At 25.7% G+C, this 26,942-nt stretch carries 34 protein-coding genes and 1 pseudogene; 34 read left to right on the top strand and 1 reads right to left on the bottom strand.

Annotation, left to right across the window (positions count from 1 at the left end):
* Position 1 precedes the first annotated feature (1 nt).
* The 6 genes from AWT65_RS01555 to AWT65_RS01530 all read left to right on the top strand — a co-directional run bounded on the left by AWT65_RS01555 (position 2) and on the right by AWT65_RS01530 (position 3,482).
* Entirely contained in the window at positions 2-304 is a 303-nt protein-coding gene (locus AWT65_RS01555) for an FtsB family cell division protein (RefSeq protein ID WP_066728664.1), read from the top strand.
* Positions 291-764 carry a hypothetical protein gene (locus AWT65_RS01550; RefSeq protein WP_066728661.1) on the top strand — a complete coding sequence of 158 codons (474 nt, stop codon included), beginning with the start codon at positions 291-293 and terminating at the stop codon, positions 762-764. The genes AWT65_RS01555 and AWT65_RS01550 overlap by 14 nt, the downstream gene beginning before the upstream one ends.
* Position 765: 1 nt before the next feature.
* Positions 766-1,911, top strand: a complete 1,146-nt coding sequence (locus tag AWT65_RS01545; protein WP_066728659.1) for an ABC transporter permease — start codon at positions 766-768, stop codon at positions 1,909-1,911.
* A complete protein-coding gene (locus tag AWT65_RS01540) occupies positions 1,908-2,579 on the top strand; it encodes an ABC transporter ATP-binding protein (RefSeq protein WP_066728657.1) in 672 nt (223 codons plus the stop codon). The genes AWT65_RS01545 and AWT65_RS01540 overlap by 4 nt, the downstream gene beginning before the upstream one ends.
* Before the next feature lie 64 nt (positions 2,580-2,643).
* The gene (gene hpf, locus AWT65_RS01535) at positions 2,644-2,949 is read left to right on the top strand and encodes a ribosome hibernation-promoting factor, HPF/YfiA family (RefSeq protein ID WP_066728655.1); all 306 of its coding nucleotides are present in this window, start codon (positions 2,644-2,646) and stop codon (positions 2,947-2,949) included.
* Positions 2,950-3,053: 104 nt separating this feature from the next.
* Positions 3,054-3,482, top strand: coding sequence for a Dps family protein (locus tag AWT65_RS01530; protein WP_066728647.1), 429 nt, complete (start codon positions 3,054-3,056; stop codon positions 3,480-3,482).
* Between the two features lie 26 nt (positions 3,483-3,508).
* Here the strand turns inward: AWT65_RS01530 and AWT65_RS01525 are convergent, their stop codons facing one another.
* Positions 3,509-4,282 (bottom strand): SDR family NAD(P)-dependent oxidoreductase, encoded by a 774-nt coding sequence (locus tag AWT65_RS01525; protein WP_066728645.1) that lies wholly within the window; start codon positions 4,280-4,282, stop codon positions 3,509-3,511.
* 87 nt (positions 4,283-4,369) lie between these two features.
* Here AWT65_RS01525 and AWT65_RS01520 point away from each other — a divergent pair, with 87 nt between their 5' ends.
* The 28 genes and pseudogenes from AWT65_RS01520 (at position 4,370) to AWT65_RS01390 (ending at position 26,935) form a co-directional block, all read left to right on the top strand.
* Complete coding sequence (locus AWT65_RS01520; RefSeq protein WP_083497782.1) at positions 4,370-4,720, top strand: cell division protein SepF; 351 nt, start codon at positions 4,370-4,372, stop codon at positions 4,718-4,720.
* Positions 4,721-4,835: 115 nt separating this feature from the next.
* Complete coding sequence (gene obgE / locus AWT65_RS01515; RefSeq protein ID WP_066728639.1) at positions 4,836-6,095, top strand: GTPase ObgE; 1,260 nt, start codon at positions 4,836-4,838, stop codon at positions 6,093-6,095.
* Positions 6,082-6,942, top strand: a complete 861-nt coding sequence (gene miaA / locus AWT65_RS01510; RefSeq protein WP_232292780.1) for a tRNA (adenosine(37)-N6)-dimethylallyltransferase MiaA — start codon at positions 6,082-6,084, stop codon at positions 6,940-6,942. The genes obgE and miaA overlap by 14 nt, the downstream gene beginning before the upstream one ends.
* Complete coding sequence (locus AWT65_RS01505; protein ID WP_066728636.1) at positions 6,932-7,390, top strand: PTS sugar transporter subunit IIA; 459 nt, start codon at positions 6,932-6,934, stop codon at positions 7,388-7,390. The genes miaA and AWT65_RS01505 overlap by 11 nt, the downstream gene beginning before the upstream one ends.
* A gap of 13 nt (positions 7,391-7,403) precedes the next feature.
* Positions 7,404-8,027 carry a uridine kinase gene (gene udk, locus AWT65_RS01500; protein ID WP_066728634.1) on the top strand — a complete coding sequence of 208 codons (624 nt, stop codon included), beginning with the start codon at positions 7,404-7,406 and terminating at the stop codon, positions 8,025-8,027.
* Positions 8,028-8,034: 7 nt separating this feature from the next.
* Positions 8,035-8,766 (top strand): hypothetical protein, encoded by a 732-nt coding sequence (locus AWT65_RS01495; RefSeq protein WP_066728632.1) that lies wholly within the window; start codon positions 8,035-8,037, stop codon positions 8,764-8,766.
* Complete coding sequence (locus AWT65_RS01490) at positions 8,738-9,382, top strand: HAD family hydrolase (protein WP_066728630.1); 645 nt, start codon at positions 8,738-8,740, stop codon at positions 9,380-9,382. Before AWT65_RS01495 ends, AWT65_RS01490 begins: the two co-directional genes overlap by 29 nt.
* Complete coding sequence (locus AWT65_RS01485; protein ID WP_066728628.1) at positions 9,379-9,795, top strand: HD domain-containing protein; 417 nt, start codon at positions 9,379-9,381, stop codon at positions 9,793-9,795. The genes AWT65_RS01490 and AWT65_RS01485 overlap by 4 nt, the downstream gene beginning before the upstream one ends.
* A 1-nt stretch (position 9,796) precedes the next feature.
* Positions 9,797-10,678 carry an RluA family pseudouridine synthase gene (locus tag AWT65_RS01480; RefSeq protein ID WP_066728626.1) on the top strand — a complete coding sequence of 294 codons (882 nt, stop codon included), beginning with the start codon at positions 9,797-9,799 and terminating at the stop codon, positions 10,676-10,678.
* A gap of 33 nt (positions 10,679-10,711) precedes the next feature.
* Positions 10,712-11,293, top strand: a complete 582-nt coding sequence (locus tag AWT65_RS01475; protein ID WP_066728625.1) for a ribonuclease HII — start codon at positions 10,712-10,714, stop codon at positions 11,291-11,293.
* A 1-nt stretch (position 11,294) separates the two neighbouring features.
* Positions 11,295-11,501 carry a zinc ribbon domain-containing protein gene (locus tag AWT65_RS01470; protein WP_066728624.1) on the top strand — a complete coding sequence of 69 codons (207 nt, stop codon included), beginning with the start codon at positions 11,295-11,297 and terminating at the stop codon, positions 11,499-11,501.
* Positions 11,502-12,116: a ComF family protein gene (locus AWT65_RS01465; protein ID WP_066728622.1), complete on the top strand. Its 615-nt coding sequence runs from the start codon at positions 11,502-11,504 to the stop codon at positions 12,114-12,116. It abuts the gene before it with no gap.
* Positions 12,117-12,242: 126 nt separating this feature from the next.
* Positions 12,243-12,453 (top strand): annotated as a pseudogene (locus tag AWT65_RS06325) (transposase).
* Positions 12,454-12,470: 17 nt separating this feature from the next.
* On the top strand, positions 12,471-13,574 hold the full coding sequence (gene tnpB, locus AWT65_RS01460; RefSeq protein WP_066728619.1) for an IS200/IS605 family element RNA-guided endonuclease TnpB: 1,104 nt from the start codon (positions 12,471-12,473) through the stop codon (positions 13,572-13,574).
* Between the two features lie 121 nt (positions 13,575-13,695).
* Positions 13,696-15,189, top strand: coding sequence for a carboxypeptidase M32 (locus AWT65_RS01455; RefSeq protein ID WP_066728614.1), 1,494 nt, complete (start codon positions 13,696-13,698; stop codon positions 15,187-15,189).
* Positions 15,190-15,198: 9 nt separating this feature from the next.
* Positions 15,199-16,521: a M18 family aminopeptidase gene (locus AWT65_RS01450; RefSeq protein ID WP_066728612.1), complete on the top strand. Its 1,323-nt coding sequence runs from the start codon at positions 15,199-15,201 to the stop codon at positions 16,519-16,521.
* Positions 16,522-16,530: 9 nt separating this feature from the next.
* Positions 16,531-17,631, top strand: a complete 1,101-nt coding sequence (locus AWT65_RS01445) for an ABC transporter ATP-binding protein (RefSeq protein WP_066728610.1) — start codon at positions 16,531-16,533, stop codon at positions 17,629-17,631.
* Positions 17,632-18,465, top strand: a complete 834-nt coding sequence (locus tag AWT65_RS01440) for an ABC transporter permease (protein ID WP_066728608.1) — start codon at positions 17,632-17,634, stop codon at positions 18,463-18,465.
* A complete protein-coding gene (locus AWT65_RS01435; protein ID WP_066728606.1) occupies positions 18,458-19,240 on the top strand; it encodes an ABC transporter permease in 783 nt (260 codons plus the stop codon). Before AWT65_RS01440 ends, AWT65_RS01435 begins: the two co-directional genes overlap by 8 nt.
* 47 nt (positions 19,241-19,287) lie before the next feature.
* On the top strand, positions 19,288-19,677 hold the full coding sequence (locus AWT65_RS01430; protein WP_066728604.1) for a lipoprotein: 390 nt from the start codon (positions 19,288-19,290) through the stop codon (positions 19,675-19,677).
* Between the two features lie 112 nt (positions 19,678-19,789).
* On the top strand, positions 19,790-20,011 hold the full coding sequence (locus AWT65_RS01425) for an acyl carrier protein (RefSeq protein ID WP_066728600.1): 222 nt from the start codon (positions 19,790-19,792) through the stop codon (positions 20,009-20,011).
* Between the two features lie 11 nt (positions 20,012-20,022).
* Positions 20,023-20,727 (top strand): ribonuclease III, encoded by a 705-nt coding sequence (rnc, locus tag AWT65_RS01420; protein WP_198142930.1) that lies wholly within the window; start codon positions 20,023-20,025, stop codon positions 20,725-20,727.
* On the top strand, positions 20,724-21,239 hold the full coding sequence (coaD, locus tag AWT65_RS01415) for a pantetheine-phosphate adenylyltransferase (RefSeq protein WP_066728595.1): 516 nt from the start codon (positions 20,724-20,726) through the stop codon (positions 21,237-21,239). The genes rnc and coaD overlap by 4 nt, the downstream gene beginning before the upstream one ends.
* Positions 21,226-22,575, top strand: coding sequence for a DNA repair protein RadA (radA, locus tag AWT65_RS01410; protein ID WP_066728593.1), 1,350 nt, complete (start codon positions 21,226-21,228; stop codon positions 22,573-22,575). The genes coaD and radA overlap by 14 nt, the downstream gene beginning before the upstream one ends.
* A complete protein-coding gene (disA, locus tag AWT65_RS01405) occupies positions 22,575-23,645 on the top strand; it encodes a DNA integrity scanning diadenylate cyclase DisA (RefSeq protein ID WP_066728591.1) in 1,071 nt (356 codons plus the stop codon). The genes radA and disA overlap by 1 nt, the downstream gene beginning before the upstream one ends.
* Before the next feature lie 8 nt (positions 23,646-23,653).
* Complete coding sequence (locus tag AWT65_RS01400; RefSeq protein ID WP_066728589.1) at positions 23,654-24,715, top strand: nucleotidyltransferase family protein; 1,062 nt, start codon at positions 23,654-23,656, stop codon at positions 24,713-24,715.
* 67 nt (positions 24,716-24,782) lie between these two features.
* Complete coding sequence (locus tag AWT65_RS01395) at positions 24,783-25,619, top strand: alpha/beta hydrolase (protein WP_198142929.1); 837 nt, start codon at positions 24,783-24,785, stop codon at positions 25,617-25,619.
* Positions 25,616-26,935 (top strand): MFS transporter, encoded by a 1,320-nt coding sequence (locus AWT65_RS01390; protein ID WP_066728585.1) that lies wholly within the window; start codon positions 25,616-25,618, stop codon positions 26,933-26,935. The genes AWT65_RS01395 and AWT65_RS01390 overlap by 4 nt, the downstream gene beginning before the upstream one ends.
* The last annotated feature ends 7 nt before the right edge of the window (positions 26,936-26,942 follow it).

The following is a 26,942-nucleotide window of genomic DNA, read 5'->3' as shown; positions in this document are numbered from 1 at the left end:
AATGAATAGTAAATTATGGAAAATGTATCTTTATATATTCGTGTGTTTTTTTGCTATATTTTTATTATTTCCTTTTTTTAAGAAACAATATTTAATAAGAGTTGAAAATCAAAAGACAAAAGTTTTAAAACAGCAAATAGAGGAACAGAAGAAGAAAAAATTAAATTTGGAAAAAGCCATAAAAGAAAATGAAGATACTGGAAATATAGAAAAAATAGCAAGAGATAATTTGAATATGTCAGAAGAAAATGAAAGAATTTATAAATTTGTAGATAAGAAAGAGGATAAAAATGGAGAAAATTGATGATATATTAGAAAAAGTTTCAGAACAAAAATTAGATGAACAGCAAGAAAAAAGTGTATTTCGTTTAGAAAAATCTTATTATATTAAGTCGCTTATTTTAATAGTCGTTTTAGTTTTTGTTATTTTTACAGAAATATATAAATTTTCTAGAAAGCCTTTGCTTCAAATTATAATAATTGTATTAGTAATATTATATTTAGCTTTTTATATTTATAAATTATTTAAATACAAATTAGTAATTGATAATAATATCTTAAGCTATGGTAAAACGAAAATTAATTTAAAAGAAATTAAAAGTGTAAAGCTTATGAGAACTCATGTTGGCGGTACAAAATACGATAATTGCTTAGCACTAGTAGATAATAAAAATGAAAGATATATAATAAGGCTTAATATTTCAAATAAATATTTATTTATAGCAAAAATATCAAAAATTACAAAAAAGAAAGTAGAAAAATAAAATGGTTGAACTATTTATAGCATATAGACATATAAAAGAAAGAAAATTTCAGACAATAATTTCAATTATTGCAGTAGCATTAGCATTAATAGTTTTCGTTGTTTCATTGACCATATCAAATGGTTTAAAAGAAAATATGCTAAATTCTTTATTGTCTTTAAGTCCACATATAAGTGTTACATATACACCTAAAAAAGAAGGAGACTATAAAAAGATAATTGAAGAAATAAAAGAAAAAGGAGCAGAAACAACCGTATCTAATGTATATATTCAAGGTTTTGTTAAATATAATGAGAATAATTATACTCCTATTATTAGGGCAACACAAATAGATAAATTAAATTTGCATATTGTAAAAAAAATATCAAATAGTGGTCAGGATTATGCATACATAGGTCAAGAAATGGCAAATGGTATGAAACTTAATTTGGGCGATGAAATAAATGTAATTTCATTAAATGGTCGTGAAATTAGAGTTAAGATAATAGGTTTTTTTAGAACGGGATATTTAGAATATGATAGCAATTTAGTTTTATTACCATTAGAAACAGGGCAAATATTAGAAGAAACTGGAGATAATATTAATAGCTTAGATGTTAGGGTTAAAAATCCAGGAGATATTAAAAAACTTAATAAATTAAAAGAAAATATAAATTCAATTAATGGGGATATAAAAGCAATAACTTGGGCTGATGAAAATCAAAATTTATTAGCTGCAGTTCATTTTGAAGAATTTATACTTATTTTAATATTAAGTATGCTAGTATTAATATCAAGTTTCATAGTATCAATAATTTTAAATATATTGATAAGGGAAAAAACAAGTGATATAGGAATATTAAAAGCCTGTGGATATACTAAGAAACAAATTTTACATATTTTTGTTACTGAAGGTCTCATACTAGGTTTAAGTGGTATAGTAATTTCAATAATTTTATCACCTATTTGTTTAAAGATTATTCAATATATTTCTTCAAATTATTTAGTAAAGACCTATTATATTACAAAATTACCTATTAAAATGGACTTTTTAGAATTAACTTTAGTTTATTTTATAGCATTTATAATAATATTATTAGCATCATATATACCAGCTAAAAAAGCTGCTAAATTAGATGTTACGGAGGCGATAAAATTTAACTTATGAAGATATTAAAATTAGAAAATGTAACAAAGAGATATAAAACTAAGGTAGAGAATTTAACAATATTGAGCAATATAAATTTAGAGATTTCTGAGGGAGATCTTGTTTCAATACAAGGAAAATCAGGGAGTGGTAAAACAACCTTACTTAATTTGATAGGTTTATTGGATACAAAATATGAAGGTAAGATAGACTATATAAATCATATTAATGAAAAAAATTTAGAAAAGATTAGAGCGAAAAATGTAGGATTTGTTTTTCAATTTCATTATTTATTGCCAGAATTTACAGCACTTGAAAATGTAATGTTACCTGCCTTGGCATTGAAAGAAAAAGAAAAAGTTGAAATAGAAAAAAGAGCGAAAGAACTATTAGAAGTAGTAGGTTTAAAAGATAGACTTAATTTTTATCCGTCAGAATTATCTGGTGGACAAAAGCAAAGGGTAGCTATTGCAAGAGCATTAATTAATCAACCAAAAATAATATTAGCAGATGAACCAACGGGTAATTTGGATGATGAAAATAGTCAAAAAATAAATAACTTATTTATAAAACTAAATAAGGAAGAAAAACAAACTATAATATTGGTTACACATAGTACAGAATTAGCCAATATTGCAGATAAAAAGTACGTATTGCATAATAAAGACTTAATTTTAAAAACAGAGTAGTATTGTAATTTTATATTATTAGCATTATAATATATTATATGTGAATGAAAGGAGTGTTATTACTATGAATATAATAGTAAGTGGACAACATCTTAAATTAACAGATGCTTTAAGAGAATATGCAATTATGAAATGCAGAAAAGTTGAAAAATACTTTGATGGTATTAATGAAATTAAACTTAATTTGGCTGTAGATGATACAAAATCTGAAGGGCCAATTCACAGTGCGTGTGCAACAATGTATTTAGCAGGTAAAACAATAAGAATTGAAGCTGAAGACAAGAGTCTTTATTCAGCAATTGATGAAATGCTAGATAAAATGATAAGACAAGTAAAAAAATATAAAGATATGAAAGCGGACAAAAAATAATTAAAATGTAAAATCATCTTGACATAATATAGAAAAAGCTTTATACTAAGTTAGAATGATTACAAGATTGTAATCATTACAAATAAATAAAAGGAGATTTTTATATGGAAAAGACATTAAATTTATTTCTTGCAGATCTTGCAACTTTGGCTAAAAAAGTTCAAAATTTTCATTGGAATATAAAAGGAAAAAGCTTTTTTTCAATTCATGAACAATTAGATAAAATGTATAGTGATTTAAATGAAGTAGTAGATGAAGTAGCAGAAAGAATTTTAGCATTAAATGGTAGACCTTTATCTACAATGAAGAGTTATCTTGAAAATTCAAAAATAAATGAAGGTGAAAATAAGGATATAACTATTGATGAAGCTTTGAAAAAGTTAATAGAAGATTATCAATATATCGTAGATGAAGCTAAACAAGTTAAAATAAAAGCAGATGAAAGTGATGACTTTGGAACTTCAGCTATGATGGATGAATACATAATAAGATATGAAAAATTATTATGGATGTTAAGAAGTATAGAATATTAAAAATAATAGGTCTCAAATTTTGAGACCTATTTTATTTTCATAATCTTATTTGTAATAGCTGAAATTAATTTATTAGGAATAAAAGGAATAATTTTAATTGCAATATAATTAAGAACACCAGGTATTATCAGTTCTTTATTTTTCAATAAACCATAATATGCTGTAATAGCTACATCTTTTGCCTGCATAGAAAAAATATTTGAAAATATTTTAGGCTTTTTAATAAAATCTTTTGTAAAATTAGTCTTTGTTGGACCCGGACAAAGACAACAAATTCGTATATTCTTCTTTTTTCTCATTTCATATCTTAATGCCCTTGTGAAAGATAAAGTATAAGCCTTTGTTGCATAATAAACAGCCATTAAAGGGCCTGGCATAAAGCCGGCTATAGAAGCTACATTCAATAAGTATATAGGGTCAGTACTTTCTTTAGTTTCATTAAGAAAAAAATGACATAGTTTTGTAAGAGCGATATTGTTAAGTTTAATCATATTTTCTGCTTTTTCTATGTCGGAAAGTATGAATGAATTTAAATCGCCAAAGCCAGCATTATTAATTAAACAATATAGTTGTTTGCCTTGTATCTTTTCTTTTATTTTTTCAATATTAAAGTTATTAGCTAAGTCCATTTCTAAAATATCAATAGTAGCTAATTTGTTTTCAAGTAGCATTTTTGTTCTTTTTAAATTATCTAAATTACTTGAAATTAAAAGTAATTGTATATTTTCACAGGAAAATAATTTAGCAAGTTCTAAACCGATTCCACTTGTTGCACCGGTTATAATACATAATTTTTTCATAAAACACCTCATATAAATTATAATATTTTTTTTAAAAAAAGTAAAAAATAAAAAAAACTATTGAATTATATAAGAAAAAATTATATAATGAAAAAAATGGCGTTGGAGGAAAAGAAAATGGGTATGTTGGATTTTTTAAAAAATAATAATGAAGAAGAACAAACTAATACAACTGAAATCAATAATGAAGATATTTTATATAATGGAGTTAGTATTTTAAAACCAAAATCATATAGTGAAGATTCAAAAAAAATAGCTGAAATGATAAAGGACAATAATTTAGTTGCGTTTAGTTTAGAAAATATGTCAAGAGAAGACGGACAAAGATTAATAGACTACTTAAGTGGAGCAACATTTGTTTTAGGTGGAACAGTTATTGAAATAACAGACAAAGTATTTGCATCAGTACCAAAAGGTGTAACTGTAAGAAATAGCTAAATTAATTATATTGAAGTGGAGCATAAGCTCCATTTTTTGCTATATACTTGAGTATCTTTTTTTTTAAAATAATGATATAATGAAAAGGTTAGAAAAAATAAATAGTGAGGTATATATGTTTATAGATGAAAGTGTAATAACAGTTAAATCTGGTGATGGAGGAGATGGAGCAGCGACTTTTAGAAGAGAAAAATTCGTGCAATTCGGAGGACCAGATGGTGGAGATGGTGGAAAAGGTGGTTCAATTATTTTTTTCGCAGATCCAAATATGAATACTTTATTAAATTTCAAAACAATAAAAAGAATAGAAGCAAAAAATGGTGGTAAAGGAAGTGGAGCTAAATGCTCTGGTAAAAATGGTGAAGATGTAATAATACATGTCCCAGTTGGAACTATGATAAGAGATTATGAAACAAATAAGCTTCTTTTAGATATGAAGAAAAAGAATGAAAGTGTTGTATTTCTTAAAGGTGGAGATGGAGGAAGAGGTAATGTCCACTTTAAAAATTCAATAAGAAAAGCACCTAGAATTTCTGAAAGTGGAAAGTCTGGTATAGAATTAAAAATAAAACTAGAATTGAAATTATTAGCAGATGTAGCTTTAGTTGGTTATCCAAGTGTAGGAAAATCTTCCCTTATTAATAAAGTATCAAATGCTAATTCAAAAGTAGCAGGTTATCATTTTACAACTTTAAAACCTAAATTGGGAATAGTAAAAGTTGACGAAGATAGTTCTTTTGTTATTGCTGATATACCAGGTCTTATTGAAGGAGCACATAAGGGTATAGGTTTAGGTGATAAATTCTTAAAACATATAGAAAGATGTAAATTAATAATACATATAGTTGATATTTCAGAATTAGAAGGAAGAAAAGCTATAGATGATTATAAAAAAATAAATGAAGAATTAAAAAATTATAGTGAAAAATTAGCTGCAAAAAAACAGATAGTAGTTTTAAATAAAATAGATGTACTATATGACAAAACGAAGATACAAGACTTTGAGAAAGCTATAGGACATAAGGTAGAGAAAATTTCTGTGCTAACTAATGAAGGTGTAGCAGAATTAATGAGAAAAGCTTATGACTTATTAAAAGATATAGAAGATGAGGAAATAGAAGAAGTAACGGCTTTAGAAGAAATAATTCCAAATAAAGAAGATTGGATAATAAAGAAAATTGAAGAAAATGCCTATGAATTATCTGGGCAAGTTGTAGATAATGTATTAAATAAATATGTTTTCTTAGGTGATGATGGTATTATACAATTTTTACAAATTATGCGACATATAGGTATGGAAGAAAAGCTTGAAGAGGCTGGTGTAAAAAGAGGAGATACCATAATCATAGAAGGATATGAATTTGAATATGTATAATGCAATAGTTATAGCAGGACCAACTGCTGTTGGTAAAACAGAATTATCAATTAAATTAGCAAAGTTTTTAAATGCACAAATAATATCTTCAGATGCATCACAAGTGTATAAAGGACTTGATATAGGAACAGCTAAAATAAGGGAAGTAGAAAAACAAGGAGTTATACATCATTTAATTGATATTGTTGAACCAAATGAAGAATATAATGCAGGGCTATTCTATAAACAAGCAAATGAAATTTTAAATAAAAATAAAGATAAGATTTTTTTGATAGTTGGAGGAACAGGTCTATATATAGATGCATTGGTAGAAGGCTTAGCACAGCTTCCTGAAATAGATAGAAAAAAAAGAAAAGAATTAGAAGAAAAAAGTCTTGAAGAATTACAAGAAATGCTAACGATAGAAGAAAAAAATAGCATTGATATAAAAAATAAAATTAGAGTTATAAGGAAAATAGAATTAAGAGGCTTAAATTTAAATAAGGTTAAAGCTAATGATAGAAAGTTTCTTAAAATTTTTTTGGAAAGAGATAGAAAAAATTTATACAATAGAATAAATTATAGAGTTGATTGTATGATTAAAGAGGGTCTTTTAGATGAAGCCAAAAAGATATATAATAGATATGGGAATATAAATATAAAAAGTATAGGATACAAGGAATTATTTGAATACTTCGAGGAAAAAATTAGCTTAGAAGAAGCAATAGAAAAAATAAAAATAGCAAGTAGAAGATATGCAAAAAGACAATTTACTTGGTTTAGAGACAAAGGCTATATTAGATATAATATGGATAATAAAAAGATAGATGATATAATAGAAGATATTAGGAGGAACTATGGAAATTAAAAATTATTTATCAGATGAAAGAGTAATATTTGGTATAAAGGCAACAAGCAAGGAAGACATTATAAAAGAATTAGCAAGTTATTTTTTAAATGATAATACTGTTATAGAAAAACAAGATTTTGATACTTTATTAGAAGCTCTATATGAAAGAGAAAATTTATCATCAACAGGCATGCAAGATGGAATTGCAATACCACATGCTAAATCAACAGTAGTAAAAAAAGTTGCTATGTTAGTAGCAATTGATAAGCAAGGAAAAGATTTTGCATCTTTAGATGATGAAAAATCTAAGGTATTCTTTCTTGTAGTAGCACCTGAAGCAACAAAAAGAGAACATTTGGATATATTAACAACTATATCAAAATTATCATTTGAAGAAGAAAAATTAAATAATATTATAAACACTAATGATGCGAAAGAAGTTATTAAAATATTGGAAAGTTTATAAGGAGTTGTAAAAAGTGGATAGAATAATAATAGGAATAGCAGGAGGTACAGGTTCAGGTAAGACAAGTGTTGCTAATTTAATAGTTGAAGATTTAGAAAAATTTGGTTCAAGTGTTGCTTTACTTGAACAAGACTCGTATTACAAAGATCATTTAGAATTAACTTATGAACAAAGAAGAAAATTAAATTATGACCATCCAGATGCAATAGATTTTGAACTTTTAATAAAACATATAAAAGCTCTTAAAAATGGTGAAGATATCGATAAGCCAAAATATGATTTTACAAAACATAAGAGAATGGAAGAAAAAGAACATATAACATCAAAACCAATAATAATAGTTGAAGGTATTCTAATATTGACTTTGGCAAAAATAAGAGATTTATTTGATGTTAAGATTTTTGTTGATACAGATGATGATATTAGATTATTAAGAAGAATTGAAAGAGATATGAATGAGCGTGGAAGAAGCTTTGATAATATCAAAGAACAATATATTAAAACTGTTAAACCTATGCATTTAGAATTTGTAGAACCAGCTAAAAGATATGCAGATATAATAATACCTAGAGGTAAATCAAATAAAGTTGGTATAAAAATGGTTACAAGTAGACTTAAATATTTAATAAAAAAATGAGGCAAAAATGAATGAGATAAAATATGAATTTACTACAGACTATGGTAAATTTGAAATGGTTGAAAAAGCAAAATTTGATAAGAATAAAGCTTATCCTTTATTTTTATCAAAAAAATTAAAGACAATAGAATCAGAAGAAAATGAAGTACAAATTTTATCATATCCTTTGCCAGTTTTAAAAACAAAATCTAAAGAATTAATAGAAAAATTAAAACATATTTGGGATGAAGGATATAAGGATTTTTTAAGCGACATAGATGGAGTATCTAATTATTCTAATTTATATGAATACAAGGGAGAATATTATCTAGTTCTTAGAAATTCTGAATTTAAAATTCAAGATGAATGCAATTTAGTCTTATTCGAAAAAGGTGTTAATTCTTTTGAAGAATTAGGGACTATGGAAATAACTGATAAAATAGCAGAAGATATTTTGGAATTAGATCAAAATTTACAAAGTTGTGGCTCTATAGATTTAATTTTAGAATTAATGGAAGAAAATACAGATATGTGTAAATATATTAATTTTATTAAAAAGAATATTAAAGAAGAAGATATGGATAAATGTTTTTTCTTTGATGAATATATTTATCAATTATTTTCACAAAAATATATGGAAGTTTTAAATGATGTTGCTTGCTATAAGCATGATGGTTATGGCTTAAAAGGTATAGAAAGATTTGTTAATTTTGCGATGAAGGGTGAGTATCATGATGAATGTAAATGTTGTAACGTTTGATTTAGATGGTACATTAGTTAATACTTTGCCTGCAATAGCAAAAGCATTTAATGAAATTTTAAAAAAATATTCATATAAGACTTTTGAAGAAGAAAAATATATGGATTTTATTGGCAAGGGTTTTGGAGTCGTTTTTGATAAAATTAAAATAATAAGAAATATAAAAGAAGAAAAAGAGCAATTTTTAGCAGAAGTTAGATCTTACTATAATGAAAACTATTATAAAGGTATTTATTTGTATGAAGGTATACCGGAATTATTAGATTATTTACAAAAAAAAGGCAAAATTTTGGCTATTATTACTAATAAAGATCAGATAGCGACTTTAAAACATGTGAAGACAATTTTATCAAAATGGAAATTCAAGTATATTTATGGTAATCCTGAAGATAAGTCTTATCCAGCTAAGCCTAATCCTTATGCAATAAATGAAATTTTAAAAGATGGCTATAAAAAAGATGAAATAGTGCATATAGGTGATATGAAAGTAGATTACGACATGGCAAAAAATGCAGGTATAAAGCAAATTCATTGTAAATATGGTTATGAAAAAAAAGCAAGTATATATGAAAATAGTGTTGCTTGTGCAAAAGAAATAATGGAATTGATAAAATGATAAGATATGCAATTAGAAAATTTTGTGATTATTACTTTAGAAAAATTGATAAGCTTTTGGAATTAGAGATTAGTGAACTTTTGTCTACTAAAGAAAAAGAAATTTTTAATAAAATGGACTATTATGATAAATGGCATGGTATGGAAGTTTATAAGAAAATGAAAGATAAAACTTCAGATGAACTTTATTTGAAATTTAGTTTATTACATGATTGCGGGAAACATAGGGCAAGTTTTTTATTAAGAGTTTTGACAAAATTAAATTTTAAAACTCGTTTAAAAGAACATCCAAAAATAGGGTATTTAATGTTAAAAGATATTAATAAAGAAGTTGCTGAGTTAATTTTACATCATCATGATAAAAATACAAAAGGGCTTTTAAAAATATTTCAAGACTGTGACGATAGGAGTTAGCATGACTTATGTAGTAAGTGAAAAATATGTTAATGTAAGAATTGATAAGGCTTTGAGTGAAATATTTAATATTTCAAGAAATAAACTTTTAACTCATGCTGAAATATATGTTAATGATAATAAGGTTAAGATGTCATATAAATTAGCATTAAATGATAAGGTAGACTTTGAAATAAAAGAAGTTAGCTACAATTTAGAAGCTAAGGATATATATATTGAAATTATTTATGAAGATGAATATTTAGCTATAATTAATAAACCATATAATATGGTTATACATCCTTGCGATAGTTATGTAGGTGATACTTTGATAAATGCAATAAAATATAGAATAAAAAAATTATCAGATTTAGATCCTTTAAGACCTGGAATAGTTCATAGAATAGATAAAAATACAAGTGGGCTTTTAATTATAGCTAAGACAAATGAAGCACATGAAAAATTAGTAAAAATGTTTAAAAATCATGAAATACATAAGACATATTTAGCAATTTTAAAAGGAAAATTTACTCATGAAAAAAGAGTAGAAAGCTATATAGGTAGAAGTGAAAGAAATAGAAAAATATTTAGCTCAAATTGTAAAAATGGGAAATTAGCAATTAGTACATTTTATCCTTTAGCTATAACGGATAAATATAGTCTGGTAAAGGTTAATATTGAAACTGGTAGAACTCATCAAATAAGAGTTCATGCCAAAGAACTAGGGCATCCTATACTAGGGGATCATGTTTATGGTAGAAATGATAAGTGTGAAAGACAGCAATTACATTCATATAAATTGGAATTTGTACATCCATTTTTAAATATAAAACAAGAATTTATAGCAAAAATTCCTAAGGATATGGAAGAAAATATAGAAAAATTAAAATTAAATAATAGCTAGTATCTAGCTATTTTATTTTAAAAGGAAAGAAAAATGTTAGAGAATAAGAAATGTATAGGTGTAGATGAAGCTGGAAGAGGACCTTTATTTGGTCCAGTTGTAGCTTGTTGTGTATATATTTTAGATACTTCTGATGAACTTTTTGATGAAATAAAAGATTCAAAAAAAATATCTGAGAAAAAAAGACAAAAATTATATGAAAGATTAATAAAATCAGATAAATTGATATATGCAATTGGAAAGGCAAGTAATAAAGAAATAGATAAGCTAAATATATTAAATGCAACTTTTTTAGCGATGAATAGGGCTTTAAAAAAAATGAATTTAAATAAAAAGGTTTTGGTAGATGGGAATTTATTGATTAGAAATTATGAAGGTGAACAAGAAAGTATTGTTAAGGGAGATAGTAAAGTTTTAGAAATAGCAACGGCTTCTATTATAGCTAAAGTTTATAGAGATAATATTTTATACGAATATGATAAGAAATATAAGGAATATGGTTTTGCAAAGCATAAGGGTTATGGAACAAAACAGCATTATGAAGCAATAAAAAAATATGGAATTTTAGAGGAACATAGAAAAAGTTTTTTAAAAAAAATACTTGGAAGTGATTAAAATGAAATTAAGTAGTTGTATAAAATGTAATAATAAAGAACATGATATAAAAAGTGTTTGGTTACCAACTAAAGAATTGGATTCTTGGCTTGTAAATATGTTGCCAACATCGGAATTATTTTATATCAAAATATGTAAAAAATGTGGGTATACAGAGTTATACTGTGCAAAATTAGTCAATAAAGAAATAGAAAAAGGTAAATTTTAAATGGAACAAATTTTAAAATTTTTTAGAAACATATTCTTTGATAAACATGAATATGAAATTGGTGAATTGAAATATAATAAGGTTAAAGAATTAGCACATTTTTATTCAGTTGAGAATGTGCATTTTTCTATGTTTTATAATAACTACTTTAGAGATATGATATATGAATTAAAATATAAAAGAAAAAAATATGTTGCAAAAGCAATTTATTCAATTATACAAGAACAACTAAATTTTATTATAAAAGCTAATCAAATTGACTATATTATTTGTGTTCCAACAAGTAAAAAAAGGGAAAAAGAAAGGAGCTTTAATCAGGTAGAATTGATATATCATAATTTACCTTATAAATTTTTAAAGATAAAAAAAATTAGAGATACAAAAAAAATGTCAAAACTTCAAAAAACTTATCAAAAAAATCTAAATATTTCAAAAAGTTTCAATGTAGGAAATTTAAATTTATCAAATAAGACTGTCTTAGTTGTTGATGATATTATTACAACAGGGGCAACAATAAGAGAAATAGAAAAGGAATTGAGATTAAAATATGTTAATTTAAAAATTGTATTTTATGCGATAGCAATTTCAAAAAAATTTATAAATAAAAAACTTTAAAAAATTATTCTATTATAGTACAATATACTTGAATGTCTTGAAATTAAAGCTACCGCAATCCCACTGATTTTAGACTGTGGGTTAAGGTAGCAAAAATTATGATTTAGTGGTATAATAATTGGCATTATGGGAACGTGGAAATCAAAGAATAGGCATAAGTATTTATTGCAGTATCACATTATTTTTGTATGCAAGTATAGAAAGAAATTATTAGTGCCGAAAATATATGGAAACAGACAAAGACCATATACAATTTTGGACTGATGGATATTTTGCTTGTAGTATAGGCAATGTTTCTGAAGAAATATTAAAGCAATACATAGAAAATCAAGGGTAGAAAGGCAGGTAAGCTGAATGTTAAAAGCATATAAATATCGGATTTATCCAAGTAAAGAGCAAGAAATACAGTTGGAAAAGACATTTGGCTGTTGCCGTTTTGTATATAATCAGACCCTTGCATACAGGAAAGATGCTTATGAAAAAGAAAAAAACTCTATCAGTAAAACAGACTGTAATAATTATTGCAATAGAGAGCTGAAAAAAGTTTATGAATGGCTGAAAGAAGTAGACAAATTTGCTTTAACAAATGCAATTCATCATATGGATAGTGCTTATCAAAAGTTTTTCAAAGAGCATGCAGGTTACCCAAAGTTTAAGAGTAAACACGATAGGCATAAATCCTACACAACTAATTTTACAAATGGGAATATAACTGTAGATTTTGATAGAGAAAGAATAAAGTTGCCAAAGTTAAAAGAGATAAAAGCAAAAATTCATAGGAATTTTGCAGGGCAAATAAAATCGGCAACTATATCACAACTGCCGAGTGGAAAGTATTATGTAGCAATCTTAGTAGAAACAGAGAATGTAAAAAAGCAGGATACAAGAGGTAAAATAGGTTTAGATTTGGGGATAAAGGATTTGTGTATTACATCAGATGGGAGAAAATACGAAAATCCAAAGACAATAAAGAAGTATGAGAGAAATCTTACAAAATTGCAAAGACAGCTTGCACATAAAATAAAAGGGAGCAGTAACTATCAGAAAAAAAGAAAGCAAATAGCATTATGCCATGAGAAAATAACAAATACCAGAAAAGATTATCTTCATAAGATTTCAAGTGAAATAATAAGCGAAAACCAAGTGATTGTTTCAGAAAACTTGCAGATAAAAAATATGATAAAAAACCATAAATTGGCTAAGTCTATAAGTGACGTTTCATGGTATGAGCTTACAAGACAGCTAGAGTATAAAGCAAAGTGGAACAATAGAATATATGTTAAGGTAGATAGTTTTTACGCAAGTAGTCAGTTATGTTCTTGTTGTGGTTGCCAAAATAAGAACATAAAAGATTTATCCGTAAGGCAATGGAAATGTCCAAATTGTGGGGAAATACACGATAGAGATGTCAATGCCGCAAAGAATATATTAGCAGAAGGATTAAGACAAATAGCGTAATAAAAAAAATATAGGGTAGGGACTACCCAAATTAACGCCTGTGGAGATAGTAGGTTACGAGGTCAGCGAAGCAGGAAGCCCATAGGCTTTAGACTATGGGTAGTTCACAGGAAGGTGTTTTATGAAAGAAATTTATGAGTATATAAAAAGGGATAAGGCATATAAACATGCTTTGACCTTATTGAGCTGGGATTTAGAAACAGAAGCTCCAAAATTAGCAGTTGATAATTTAAGTGATACAATGTCAACTTTAGCTGAATTACAATATGATAATCTTGTAAATACAAAATTTAAAACTTTATTATATTCTCTTGATGAGGAAAAATTAAGTGAAATAGACAAAAAAGTTGTAATAAAATTAAAAAAAGATATATTTGAAAAAATGAGTAAAATACCAAAGGATGAATTTTCAAAATATTCAGCACTTTTAACTAAGGCACAAGCTGCATGGGAAGAAGCTAAAAATAAGGGAGACTATGAAATATTTAAGCCTTATTTAAAAGAATTAATAGAAATTAATAAAAGATTTATAAATTATAGGGGTTATTCAAATTGCCCATATGATGTTTTAGTTGATGATTATGAAACAGGCTTAAATGTAGAAATTTTAGAGAAATTTTTTGAAAAAATAAAAAAGAAATTAACACCACTTATAAAAAAAATAAGAAAAGTGGATAAAACAAAATTAGAAGATATAAAAAAGAGATTTTACTCTGTAAAATTTAGCTTAGAAGAACAAAAGCAAATTTCATTGAAATTATCAAAAATGTTAGGTTTTGATTATAACAAAGGGGTTATAAAAGAAAGTGAGCATCCATTTACAACTAATATGTGTAATAAAGATGTTAGAATTACAACACACTATTATTTAGATGATGTATTATCAGGAATATATTCAACTATTCATGAAACAGGTCATGCTATCTATGAACAACAAGTAGAAGATAAGTATAATGATACCTGTGTTTTAGCAGGTGGTTCTACAATGGGAATACATGAGGCTCAATCAAGATTTTATGAAAATGTTATAGGAAAAATGAGAGAATTTACTAATTTAATTTATGATATTTTAGAAGAATATCATAAGCTTAATATAGATAAAAATGAATTTTATATTCTTGTAAATGAAGTGAAAGATCAATATATTCGTATGGAAGCAGATGAGTTAACTTATCCAATTCATATATTGATTAGATATGAAATAGAAAAAGAAATTTTTTCTGAGAAAAATCAAGAAGTTGATGTAACAATTTTAGAAGAAAAATGGAATGACTTATATGAAAAATATCTAGGTATAAGACCTAGAAATTCAAAAGAAGGAATATTACAAGATTCACATTGGTCAGGTGGAGCTTTTGGATATTTCCCATCTTATGCAATAGGTAGTGCTTATGCTAGTCAAATATATGAAGCCTTATCAAAAAAAGTTGATGTAGCAAAGGCAATTGAAAATAAGGACTTTAGTAAGATATCTAATTTCTTAGCAGAGCATATACATAAATATGGTAATTTTAAAGAACCAAATGAAATGATTAGAGAATGTTGTGGGGAAGCTTTTAATTCAGATTATTATATAGATTATTTAATAGAAAAATTTTCAAAAATATATTTTTAGGAGAGAACAATGAGCGAAGATGATATAAAAAAATTAGAAATAAAAGGATTTTCAAGAGAATTAATAGAATTTGTTGATGATAGTCCTAGTACTTATCATGTTATAAAAAATAGTTCAGCAATTTTGGATGAAAATGGATTTACAAGATTAGAACCAACAAAAAAATGGGATTTAAAATTAGGTGGGCGTTATTATATGAAAAAAACTAATTCTACAATAATAGCCTTTACTATACCTAAGAAATTTGATTTACAAAAGGGAATAAAAATATTTGCATCTCATACAGATAGCCCAAGTATAAGAATAAAACCTAATTCAGAAATAAAGACAAATAATATTGTAAGATTAAATACAGAAGTATATGGAGGGCCTATTTTATCAACATGGTTTGATAGACCTTTAGGTATTGCAGGAAGAATAATATTAAGAAGTTCAGATGCTTTTAGACCTAAAACTATTAGTGTTAAATTAGAAAAATTAACAGTAGTTATACCTAATCTTGCAATACATCAAAATAGAGATGTCAATAATGGTCATAAAATAGATAAACAAAAGGAATTATTGCCAATTTTGAGTATTATAAAAAATAAATTAGAAACAAAAAACTTATTACTAGAACATATTTCAAAAGAATTAAATGTAAAAATTGAAGAAATATTGGACTTTGATTTAGCCCTATATCCTAAAGAAAAAGGTTGTCTTGTAGGTTTAAATGAAGAAATGATGTCTTGTACAAAATTAGATAATCTTTTATCAGTATATACTGGTTTAATAGGTTTAGTTGAATCAGAAAATGAATCAGAAAAAATAAATGTTTTTGTTGGTTTTGATAATGAAGAAATAGGAAGTTCTACAAAACAAGGAGCAGATTCAAATTATCTATCAAATATTTTAGAAAGAATAATGTATGCCTTAGGCTATGATAGAGAAGTATTCTTGCAAATTTTAAGTTCTTCATTTATGTTGTCAGCAGATAGTGGACATATAGCACATCCTGCTTTCTTAGAAAAATCAGATATAACAAATCAATGTTTGATTAATGAAGGAGTAGCACTTAAATTAAGTGTAAATCAAAAATATACATCAGATGGTTATTCAATGGCAGTAATTAAAGAAATTGCACAAGATAAAGATATTAAATTACAAATTTTTGTAAATAATTCAAATGAAGTAGGAGGAACTACAATAGGTCCATTAAGTGCAAGACATTTGGATATAGATTCAGTAGATTTAGGAGTGCCTATTTTATCAATGCACTCAATAAGAGAATTATGCGGTATATATGATGTCTTTTATTTGAAAGAATTAGCAAGAGAATATTTTAATAAATAGGGGGTAGAATTGGAAAAAGATTTAGAAATTTTAAATATATCTAAGGCTTTTGGTGAAGAAAAAGTTTTAAAAAATGTAAATTTAAGTATAAGAAAAGGAGAATTTTTCTCGATATTAGGACCTTCAGGTTGTGGTAAAACAACATTGCTTAGAATGATAGCAGGATTTATTAGCCCAGATGAAGGTCAAATAAAAGTAAATGGAGAAAGAATTGATATTTTAGCTCCAAATAAGCGAAATGTTAATACAGTCTTTCAAAATTATGCACTATTTCCCAATATGACGGTTTTTGATAATATAGCTTTTCCTTTAAAGTTAAAGAAAATGAAAAAAGATGAAATAAAAAGGGAAGTAAATAAATATTTAGATTTAGTAGGTTTGCAAAAATATGCAAAAAAATATCCAATTTCTTTATCTGGTGGTCAAAAACAAAGAGTATCTATAGCAAGAGCTTTGATTAATAAGCCAGAAGTTCTTCTGCTAGATGAACCATTGTCAGCATTAGATGCAAAATTAAGACAAAAATTACTAATAGATTTGGATGATATTCATGATGAAGTAGGAATAACCTTTGTTTTTGTTACACATGATCAAGAAGAAGCTTTGAGTGTTTCTGATAGAATAGCTGTAATGCATAATGGAAATGTCTTACAAGTGGGAACACCTAATGAAATATATGAAACTCCTGCTGATACTTTTGTTGCAGATTTCATAGGAGAAACTAATTTTATATATGGAAAAATAAAGGAAGTTTATGATAATTATGCAATAGCAGTATCAGAAGAAATAGGGGAATTTAAGGTTGAATTAGATAAACCTGTAAAAGTTGGAAATAAAGTTAAATTAACATTAAGACCAGAAAAAATAAAGGTAGATAATAAGCCACCTAAAGCAAATGAAAAATATAAGATATTACAAGGAATTATAGATGAAGTTATATATTCAGGCTTTCAAAGTAAATTGTTTATTAAAATTGAAGGTAGCGATAGAATAATAAAGGCTTTTGATCAACATAGGGAATTCTTGGAAGAAGATGAATTATTTGAATGGAAAGAAAAGGTTTATTTCTATTGGAATTATGAGGATGCATATTTGGTAGAGGTGATGTAAATGCATAAGAAAAATTTGAAATTACTTTATTACCTACCACTAACAATATGGATGACAATATTTTTTGCTATACCAACAGCAATAATAGTTTATTTTAGTTTTTTAAAAAAATCGGCTTATGGGGGAATAGAAAATTATACAACTTTCACTTTGAAAGCATATAAAGATTTAGCAGATCCTCAATTACTTACAATTTTATTTAAAACTTTAAAGATATCTATAATAATAACAGCAGTTGTAATAATTTTATCTGTACCAACAGCATATTTCATTTCAACATCAAAGAATAAAAATTTATGGTTATTATTAATAGTTATCCCTTTTTGGACAAATTTTTTGGTAAGAATTTTTGCATTGATTGGTTTAATAGGGAATAACGGTTTGATAAATAAATTAATAATGGTTATTTTTGGATTGAAAGCACCAGTAGCCCTGTTATATAATCAAAGAGCAGTAATAATAATTAGTGTATATATATTAATGCCCTATGCTATTTTGCCTTTGTATACTTCTATAGAAAAGTTTGATTTTTCATTAATAGATGCTGCAAGAGATTTGGGAGCAAATAAGTATCAGGCTTTAATAAAAATATTCTTACCGGGAATAAAAGGGGGTATTATTACAGCAATAGTTTTAACATTTATACCTGCTATAGGATCATATGCAGTTCCAGATATAGTAGGGGGAACTGACGGAATAATGTTAGGAAATGTTATTGCAAATAAAATGTTTGTTTTGCGTGATTGGCCATCAGCTGCCGCAATTTCTACTATTTTCATAATAATAACTATAATATGTATGTTAATTAGTAAGGGTGGTGAAATAGATGAATAATGATAAAAAAATAATTTCAACTCTATTTTTCGCCTTAGTGATAATATTCTTTTATGTGCCAATAATAATGTTAGTTATACTATCATTTAATGCATCAAAAGCATATGTTTGGGATAGTTTTTCACTAAAATGGTATAAGGAATTATTTTTCAATTCGCCACATTTATGGATAACTTTTTGGAGAAGTATAGTTATTGCACTTTTATCTTCTAGTGCCTCAGTAGTAATTGCAACCTTAGGTGCAATAGGGATAAAGTGGTATAATTTTAAAATGAAAAATTATGTTAAGATATTGACTTATGTTCCTTTGGTTTTACCGGATTTAATAATAGGTGTTTCACTTTTAATATTTTTCAATATGAATTCTAATATAACATTGGGACTAACGACTATATTTATAGCACATACAACATTTAATATACCATTTTCATTGTTTATAATAATGTCAAGATTAGATGAATTTGATTTTTCTATAGTTGAAGCAGCAAGAGATTTAGGTGCTACAGAATTTCAAACATTGATTAAAATAATTATACCAACTATGACACCGGGAATTATATCAGCATTTTTGATGTCTTTAACCTTATCTTTAGACGATTATGTAATAACAAGTTTTGTAACTGGAACTAATTCAGATACTTTGCCTATACAAATATATTCGATGTTAAAATTTGGAATTTCACCAACAATTAATGCATTGTCAACAATTTTAATTATTGGGACACTTATATTATCAATTTCGAGTAGAAAATTACAAAAATATTTGTTAAAATAAAAAAATATGATATAATTGAAATATCTATAAAAAAAGGAGTGTTAATAATGAAAAAAACATTATTTTTAATCTTAACAACACTAGCATTATCTAGCTGTGCATCAGTAGTACACGGAACTAACTCAAATGTTAGAATTAAATCTTCAAGTAATCAAATGATTACATTAAAGGATAAGAGAGGAACAATTTTAGCTCAAGGTAGAGGAGAAATTACTGCAAAAGTTAAAAGAGGAGATGGAGCATTTAAGGCTGCATATTATGTTGTAGAAACTCCACTTCAAAAATTAAATGTTGAATCTAAAATTAATATAGGAGCTTTTGGAGTAGGTAACTTCTTCGTTCCAACTTTCTTAGGATATATAATAGATGGTGTTGATGGAGCAATGTTCGATTTAGAAGTTAATGGACAACCATTAGATTCAGCAACAATTAGATAGTTAATTATAGGTACTTATAAGCAATTTTGCTTATAGGTACTTTTTTATTTGCCGAAGATTGAAAAAAAATGAATATATTGGTATAATTTAATAGATAAATGGGAGGAAAAAAATGTTTGAAAAAATTAAAAATATATTACTAGAACAGTTAGATATTGATGAAAAAGATATAAAATTAGATAGCAAGCTAATAGAAGATTTAGGTGCTGATTCATTAGATGTCGCTGAAATAATTTCGGCAATAGAAACAGAATTTAATGTAGAATTTAAAAAAGAAGAATTAAATGATATAGAAACTATACAAGATATAATAGTTTTATTAGAAAAAAAATAGAGGTGTAAATATTGGAACAAGAATTAAATTTGGTATCCTTACAAGAAGAAATACATTATGAATTTAAAAATATAAATTTGTTGATTCAAGCTTTGACCCACAGGTCCTATGCTAATGAACATAATTTACATAATTTTAAAGATAATGAAAGATTAGAATTCTTAGGTGATTCTGTTTTAGATTTAATTTCAACTGAATATATAGTAGGAAAATATAAAAATTTAAAAGAAGGAGATATGTCCAAGATAAAAAGTAAATTAATAAGTGAAAATTCATTTTCAACTATAGCAACTTCATTAAATCTTGGAGCTTATTTATATTTAAGCAATGGAGAAAATTCTTCTGGAGGTAGAACTAGAAAGTCTATATTAGGTGATGCTTTTGAAGCATTAGTTGGAGCGATATTTCTTGATTCAGATTATTATACAACAAAGAAGATAATTTTGCGTTACTTGAAAAGAAATGTTGAACATTTGAGTAGTATAGAAGGAATACTTGACTATAAGACAAAATTTCAAGAATATATACAAGCTTTATATAAACATACACCAGAATATGAAATAATAGATACAAAAGGTCCTGATCATGATAAAATTTTTACTGTAGTCGTTAAGGTTAATGGAAAAATAATGGGTGAAGGAGTAGCAAAAAATAAAAAAGAAGCTGAAAAAATGGCAGCTAAAAATGCATTGGATAATATGGGGACGATAAAATGATAAAAAGAGCAATATATCCTGGAAGTTTTGACCCTGTTACAAAAGGACATTTAGATATAATACAAAGGGCAAGTAAATTAACAGAGGAATTAATAGTTGCAGTTTTACAAAATTCAAGTAAATCTAACATATGGTTTAGTGTGGAAGAAAGAATTAATTTATTAAAACATAGTATTTCAGAATTAGATGTAGAAAATTGTAAAATAAAAGTTATAGCTTTTAAAGGTTTATTAGTAGATTTAATAGAAAGAGAAGATGTAGATGTATTAATAAGAGGTTTAAGAGCTGTATCAGATTACGAATATGAAGTGCAATTAGATTTAACTAATAAACAATTGACAAAAAAAGAATTTGAAACAATATTTTTAAATTCATCAAGAAAATATCTTTATTTAAGTTCAAGTATAGTTAGGGATGTTGCCTTGCATAAAGGAGAACTTAAATATTTTGTTACAGATTATGTGAAAAAAGAATTAATGAAAAAGGTTGATGAAATGAATGGCAAAAAATAAGCATGAGTATGTTTGTTCAACTTGTGCCTATAGAACTACAAAATGGTTAGGAAAATGTCCAAATTGTAGTATGTGGGGTACTATTGAAGAAGAAGTAGAGATGAAAAATCTTTATATAGATACAAACTTATCAAAGGAAGTAAAAAGTATAGATAATATAGAAATAGAGGAAGAATTTAGATTAAAAACAAGTTTTACAGAATTTGATAGGGTACTAGGAGGAGGTTTAACTAATTCTGAAGTTATTCTAATAACTGGAGAACCAGGAATAGGTAAATCAACCTTTTTATTAAAGTTATTAGCAGAATATTCTAAAGAAAATATTTGTCTATATATTTCTGGTGAAGAATCACAAAAACAAATAAAAGAAAGGGCAAATAGGATTAATATTTCAGCTAAAAAACTTAATGTATTAAGTGATACAAGATTAGAATATATAATTGATTCAATTAAAAAGGTAAAAGCGAAAGTAGTAGTTATTGATTCAATACAAACCCTATATAGTGAAACTGTTAATTCATTACCTGCAAGTGTTAGTCAAATAAGAGAGTGTGCCTTAAAATTAATACAACTTGCTAAAGAAAATGAAATATCTTTTTTTATAGTTGGTCATGTTACAAAAGATGGAAAATTAGCAGGGCCTAAGTTATTAGAACATATGGTAGATTGTGTTATTTCTTTTGAAGGAAATGAGGAAAACACATATAGAATAATTAGAAGTACAAAAAATAGATATGGTTCAACTAATGAAATTTCAATATTTGTAATACATGATCAAGGAATAGAAGAGGTTAAAAATCCGTCATTATTCTTTATCTCTGAAAGAGATGAAAAAAATGTAGGAAGTATAATAGTTCCTAGTATAGAAGGTAGTAGAGTAGTACTATTTGAAATACAAACATTGATTAATAAGGCTATATATGGATATCCAAAAAGAATTATACAAGGCTTAGATAAAAATAGATTAGAAATATTGTTAGCTATTTTATCAAAGCATATGAAATTAGATTTTAATTTAAATGATGTATATGTAAATGTCCCAGGAGGAATAGAGATAAAAGAAAGAGCAAGTGATTTAGCAATAATTTTATCATTAATATCTTCTGTTAAATCAATAGAAATAAGTGCTAAAATAGCTGTATTAGGAGAACTAGGACTTAGAGGTGAGGTTAGAGCTGTATCTTTTTTAAGAAAGAGATTAAAAGAGTTAGAAAAACTTGGCTTTACAGGAGTTTATTTACCTAAAGTACAAAAGGATGAAGTAGAAAAAGAAAAATTTAAAATAAAATTAAGTTTTATTGATAATATAAGTGAATTGGTAGAAAGGATTAATTAATGACAGATAAAAGAGAAATATTAAAAGAAATATTTGGAATAATTGCACCTGGACAACCATTGAGAAATGCAATAGATAGAATACAAGAAGCTTCATTAGGAGCCTTAATAATTTTATGTGAACCTAGTGAAATAGAGGGATTAATGGAAGGTGGTTTTATACTAGATACTACTTTTTCTCCGCAAAAAGTATATGAATTAGCAAAAATGGATGGAGCTGTTATTGTTTCAAAAGATATAAAGAAAATATATGGAGCTAACTTGCAATTGCAACCTGACCATACTCTAATTACTGATGAAAGTGGTACAAGACATAGAACAGCACATAGAATGGCAATGCAAACTGGTAATATTGTAATAACTATATCTGAAAGAAGAAATAAGATTACGATATATAAAGATAATATAAAATATTCATTAGATTCTCTTGGAGATTTATTAATTAAATCTTCTCAAGCAATAATGTCTTTGGAAAAATATTCTAGTATAATAAATCGTTGTTTAAATAATATTAATCATTTAGAGTATGAAAAATTAGTTACTCTTGAAGAAGTTGTTAGAGTTATTAGATTTTTTATATTACTTTTCAATATGGAAAATAAAATTAATCAATATATATTAGAATTAGGTACTGAAGGTAAAACATTGCAATTACAAAATAAAGAAATTATGATAGGACATAAAAAGAATTTTACAAATTTAATTAAAGATTATAGTTTTAATTGTGATAAAAAAGAAAAATATGACAAAATACTAGATAAAGTTTTAAAAGTAGATAGTACAGATATTACAGAAGATGAATATATTGTTAATTTATTAGGATATAATGTTAAAAATTTAATAATGGAAGATTCTTTAATAGCAAAAGGTTATAGATTATTAGGTAATATACCTAGTTTAACAAAAAAGGAAACTGAAAATATAATTGGAGAATTTAAGGATGTGAGTGGTATTCTAAATGCTTCAGTTAAGGAAATACAAGCAGTAAAAGGTTTAACAAAAAATAAGGCATATAAGGTTGTAAGAGTTTGTGACAAATATAAAAATAGAATAGAAATGGAAGTATTTTGAGGTGTACAATGGTAGCGGGTGTTGTTGCAGAATTTAATCCTTTTCATTATGGGCATAAATATCAAGTTGATAAAATAAAAGCAGATATAAAAATTGCAGTTATTTCTCCTGATTTTGTTCAAAGGGGAGAAGTTAGTATTTTAAATCAAAGAGATAAGACAGAAATAGCTTTGGAAATGGGTTATGATATAGTTGTTGGCATTCCAACAAAATATGCAATACAAAATGCAGAAATTTTTTGCAATTATTCAACAAGATTACTTGAAGAATTAGGAGCAGATTATCAAGTCTTTGGAGCTGAAACAGATAAAATAGAAGATATATATTTAATGATGGATAAATTAGAGAAAAGTATTTTAAAAGATCATTTGAAAAGTGGTTTTTCATATAATAAATCTTGTGAAAAAGCTCTTGGAGATTTAAGTTACTTGTATACTTCGAATAATATATTAGCTATGGAATATTTAAGGACAATAAGGAATTATAACTTAAATATTAAACCTTATATAATAAAAAGAAAGCTAGTGAACTATAATGAAGAAAAGATATGTTCTAATATAAGTTCAGCAACGAATATAAGAAAAATGATAAAAAATGGGCAAAATGTAGAAAAATATTTACCTTTTTCTAAAAAATATCAATATAATTTAAATTATGAAAATAAGCTATATACATTATTTAAATTTCTAATTTTAACTCGAAAATTTGAAAATATATTTGATTTAAAAGAAGATATTTTTAATAAGATGTTGAAGGTAGTTAAGAAAACAAATGATTATTTTGAATTTTTAAAATTAATGTCTTCAAGAAATATTTCAATTAATAGGGTAAAAAGACTTATGTTAAATATAATATTAGAAATTAAGAAAGAAGATATATCAAAAAATTCTGAAATAAAACAAATTAAAATCTTAGGAATTAATGAAAAAGGAGCTAAGTATATAAAAAATAGAGATAAGATTTGTGTTAATTTTAAAGATTTAATAGAAGAAGATAAATTTAAGCAGTTATATTCATATCTTTTTGAAGAATATAGCTTTACAAATACTAAATATTATGAAAGTAGATAATATGTATATATTAAATAAAATAATAAAATATCCAAAAAAAACGTTAGAGCAATCATTAAAAGAGGTTATGAAAAGTAAAAATAAAATGATTTCTGGAAAATATTCTCCGACTATTTTTTCTATGAATTATGAAGAAGTTAAATATAAGTCTATTGATGGGCTTAATTTATACGGCTGGTATATAAAAAGAAGTGATAAACCAAAAAACACAATACTTTTATTACATGGAAGAAATAATAATAGAATATTTTGTCTTAAATTTTTACAAATATTTTCTGAAATTGATAAAGAAAATAAATATAATATTTTCATACCAGATTTAAGAAATTCAGGAAAATCTGATGAAGCAATGACAGCATTTGGATATTTTTTTGCAAGAGATATTTATAGTAGTATGAAAATGCTAAATGAAAGATATAAGTTAAATAATTTTGTACTATATGGGTTTTCTCAAGGAGGTATGGGGGCTGCAATATGCTCAAAATTATTTCAGAAAGAGTTGAGTGAAAAAAATATAAAAATAAGTAAGATGATTTTAGATAGCCCAGTATCTAATATACAAAAAATTATTTTACATCATTCAAAAATAAAGGATTATACTATACCAAAAGTATTTTTAATTCCTTCATTTATAGCTTTAAATAAGATAGTAGATAAAAATTTAAAAAAATTAAGATTATCAGAATTATTAGGTGATATTCCGACATTATTACTTCAATCTAAGAAAGATAAATTGACACCATTTCGTATTATTGAAAAAGAATATTTTAATTTATCTGATGAAAAAAAAGAAAAAGTAAGATTTAAAGCCTTTAGAAAAGGGCAACATGTTCGTATTTATTTAGAATATAAAGAAGAATATACACAAACAATAAATAAATTTTTAGAAAGTGAGAAAATATGAATAAATTATCAAAAAAAGCCTATATTTTATATGGTATAGGTGTTTCATATTTTATGCTAGATCAATTATTTGTTCAATGGCTTAAATATTTTTATTTACCACCTAAAGGTGTTGGATTAAAAACTATATTACCAACTAGATATATTGTATTGGGATTTATAATAATGCGTTTAGTTGATGCAATTACAGATCCTATAGTTGGATATATGTCAGATCATAATCATTCAAAATTAGGAAGAAGATCAATTTTTATGTTAATTGGTGGAATACCTTTAGGAATAGCAATGATATTATTTTTCTATCCAATGGGGACAACAGTATTTCAAAGATTTGTATATTTTTCTATTATAGGATCAATATATTTTGTTGCCTATACTTTAGTTGGAGGACCATATAATTCAATGATACCAGATTTAGCAAATGATAAGTATGAAAGAATTAATTTATCAACAGTACAATCAATTTTTAGACTTGTATTTACAGCTATACCTTTGGTATTTTCAGGAATAATTCTATCTAAATTAACAGAAACTGCTAAAAGCTCTATTTTAGGATTCAGACTTATGATAATATGTTTTTCTTTAATTTCAGTTATAGGTATTTATATTTGTGCATTATTTCTTGGTGAATCAAAATTGACAAATAAGAATGAATTATCTAAAGGTTCAAGTTTTAGAAAAACAATAAAAGAAATTAGCAATTTTGAAGTATTGAGCTATTTTTTAGGACTGTTTTTTTTCTTTAGTGCATTTAATATAATAAGAGGGAGCTTAGCATATTATGTTAGCTTAATTTTAAATAAGGATGCAGGTTTTGTTACAATAGTATCAGCAGTGATATTTTTAACTTCTGCAATATTTTTTCCAATTACAAATAGTATTACGAAAAAATATGGTTTTAAAAAGATAATGATATTAGATATTTTAATTATTATACTAGGAACTTTAGGTTTGGTATTGTTTAATGGAGCAAATATAATAACAATTTATACATTTTGTGCTATAATAGGTGTAGGTATCAGTGGAGCTGCCTTTATATTTCCACCAGCTATGCTTAGTGAAATTTCAACAGAGATAAGTAAAAAATCAGGAGTTTCTGTTGAAGGTTTACTATTTGGAATACAAGGTTTTTTCTTAAAATTAGCCTTTATGGTGGAAGCAATAATTTCAGTTTCTACAATTGTATATGGAAGTATAGCAGATGAGCAAGGTTTAAGAAATGCAACAAAAGAAGGAGTTATTATAAGTTTATGCTTTGCTATAGTTATGCTCATTATCTCAATTGCCTTTTATGCTATTAAGAAAAAAGAAATATAATGGAGGT

The organism is Sneathia sanguinegens (assembly GCF_001517935.1).
GTDB lineage: Bacteria > Fusobacteriota > Fusobacteriia > Fusobacteriales > Leptotrichiaceae > Sneathia > Sneathia sanguinegens.
Note: the sequence above shows the minus strand (reverse complement) of the source record. Positions and strands in the feature narration are given on the sequence as shown.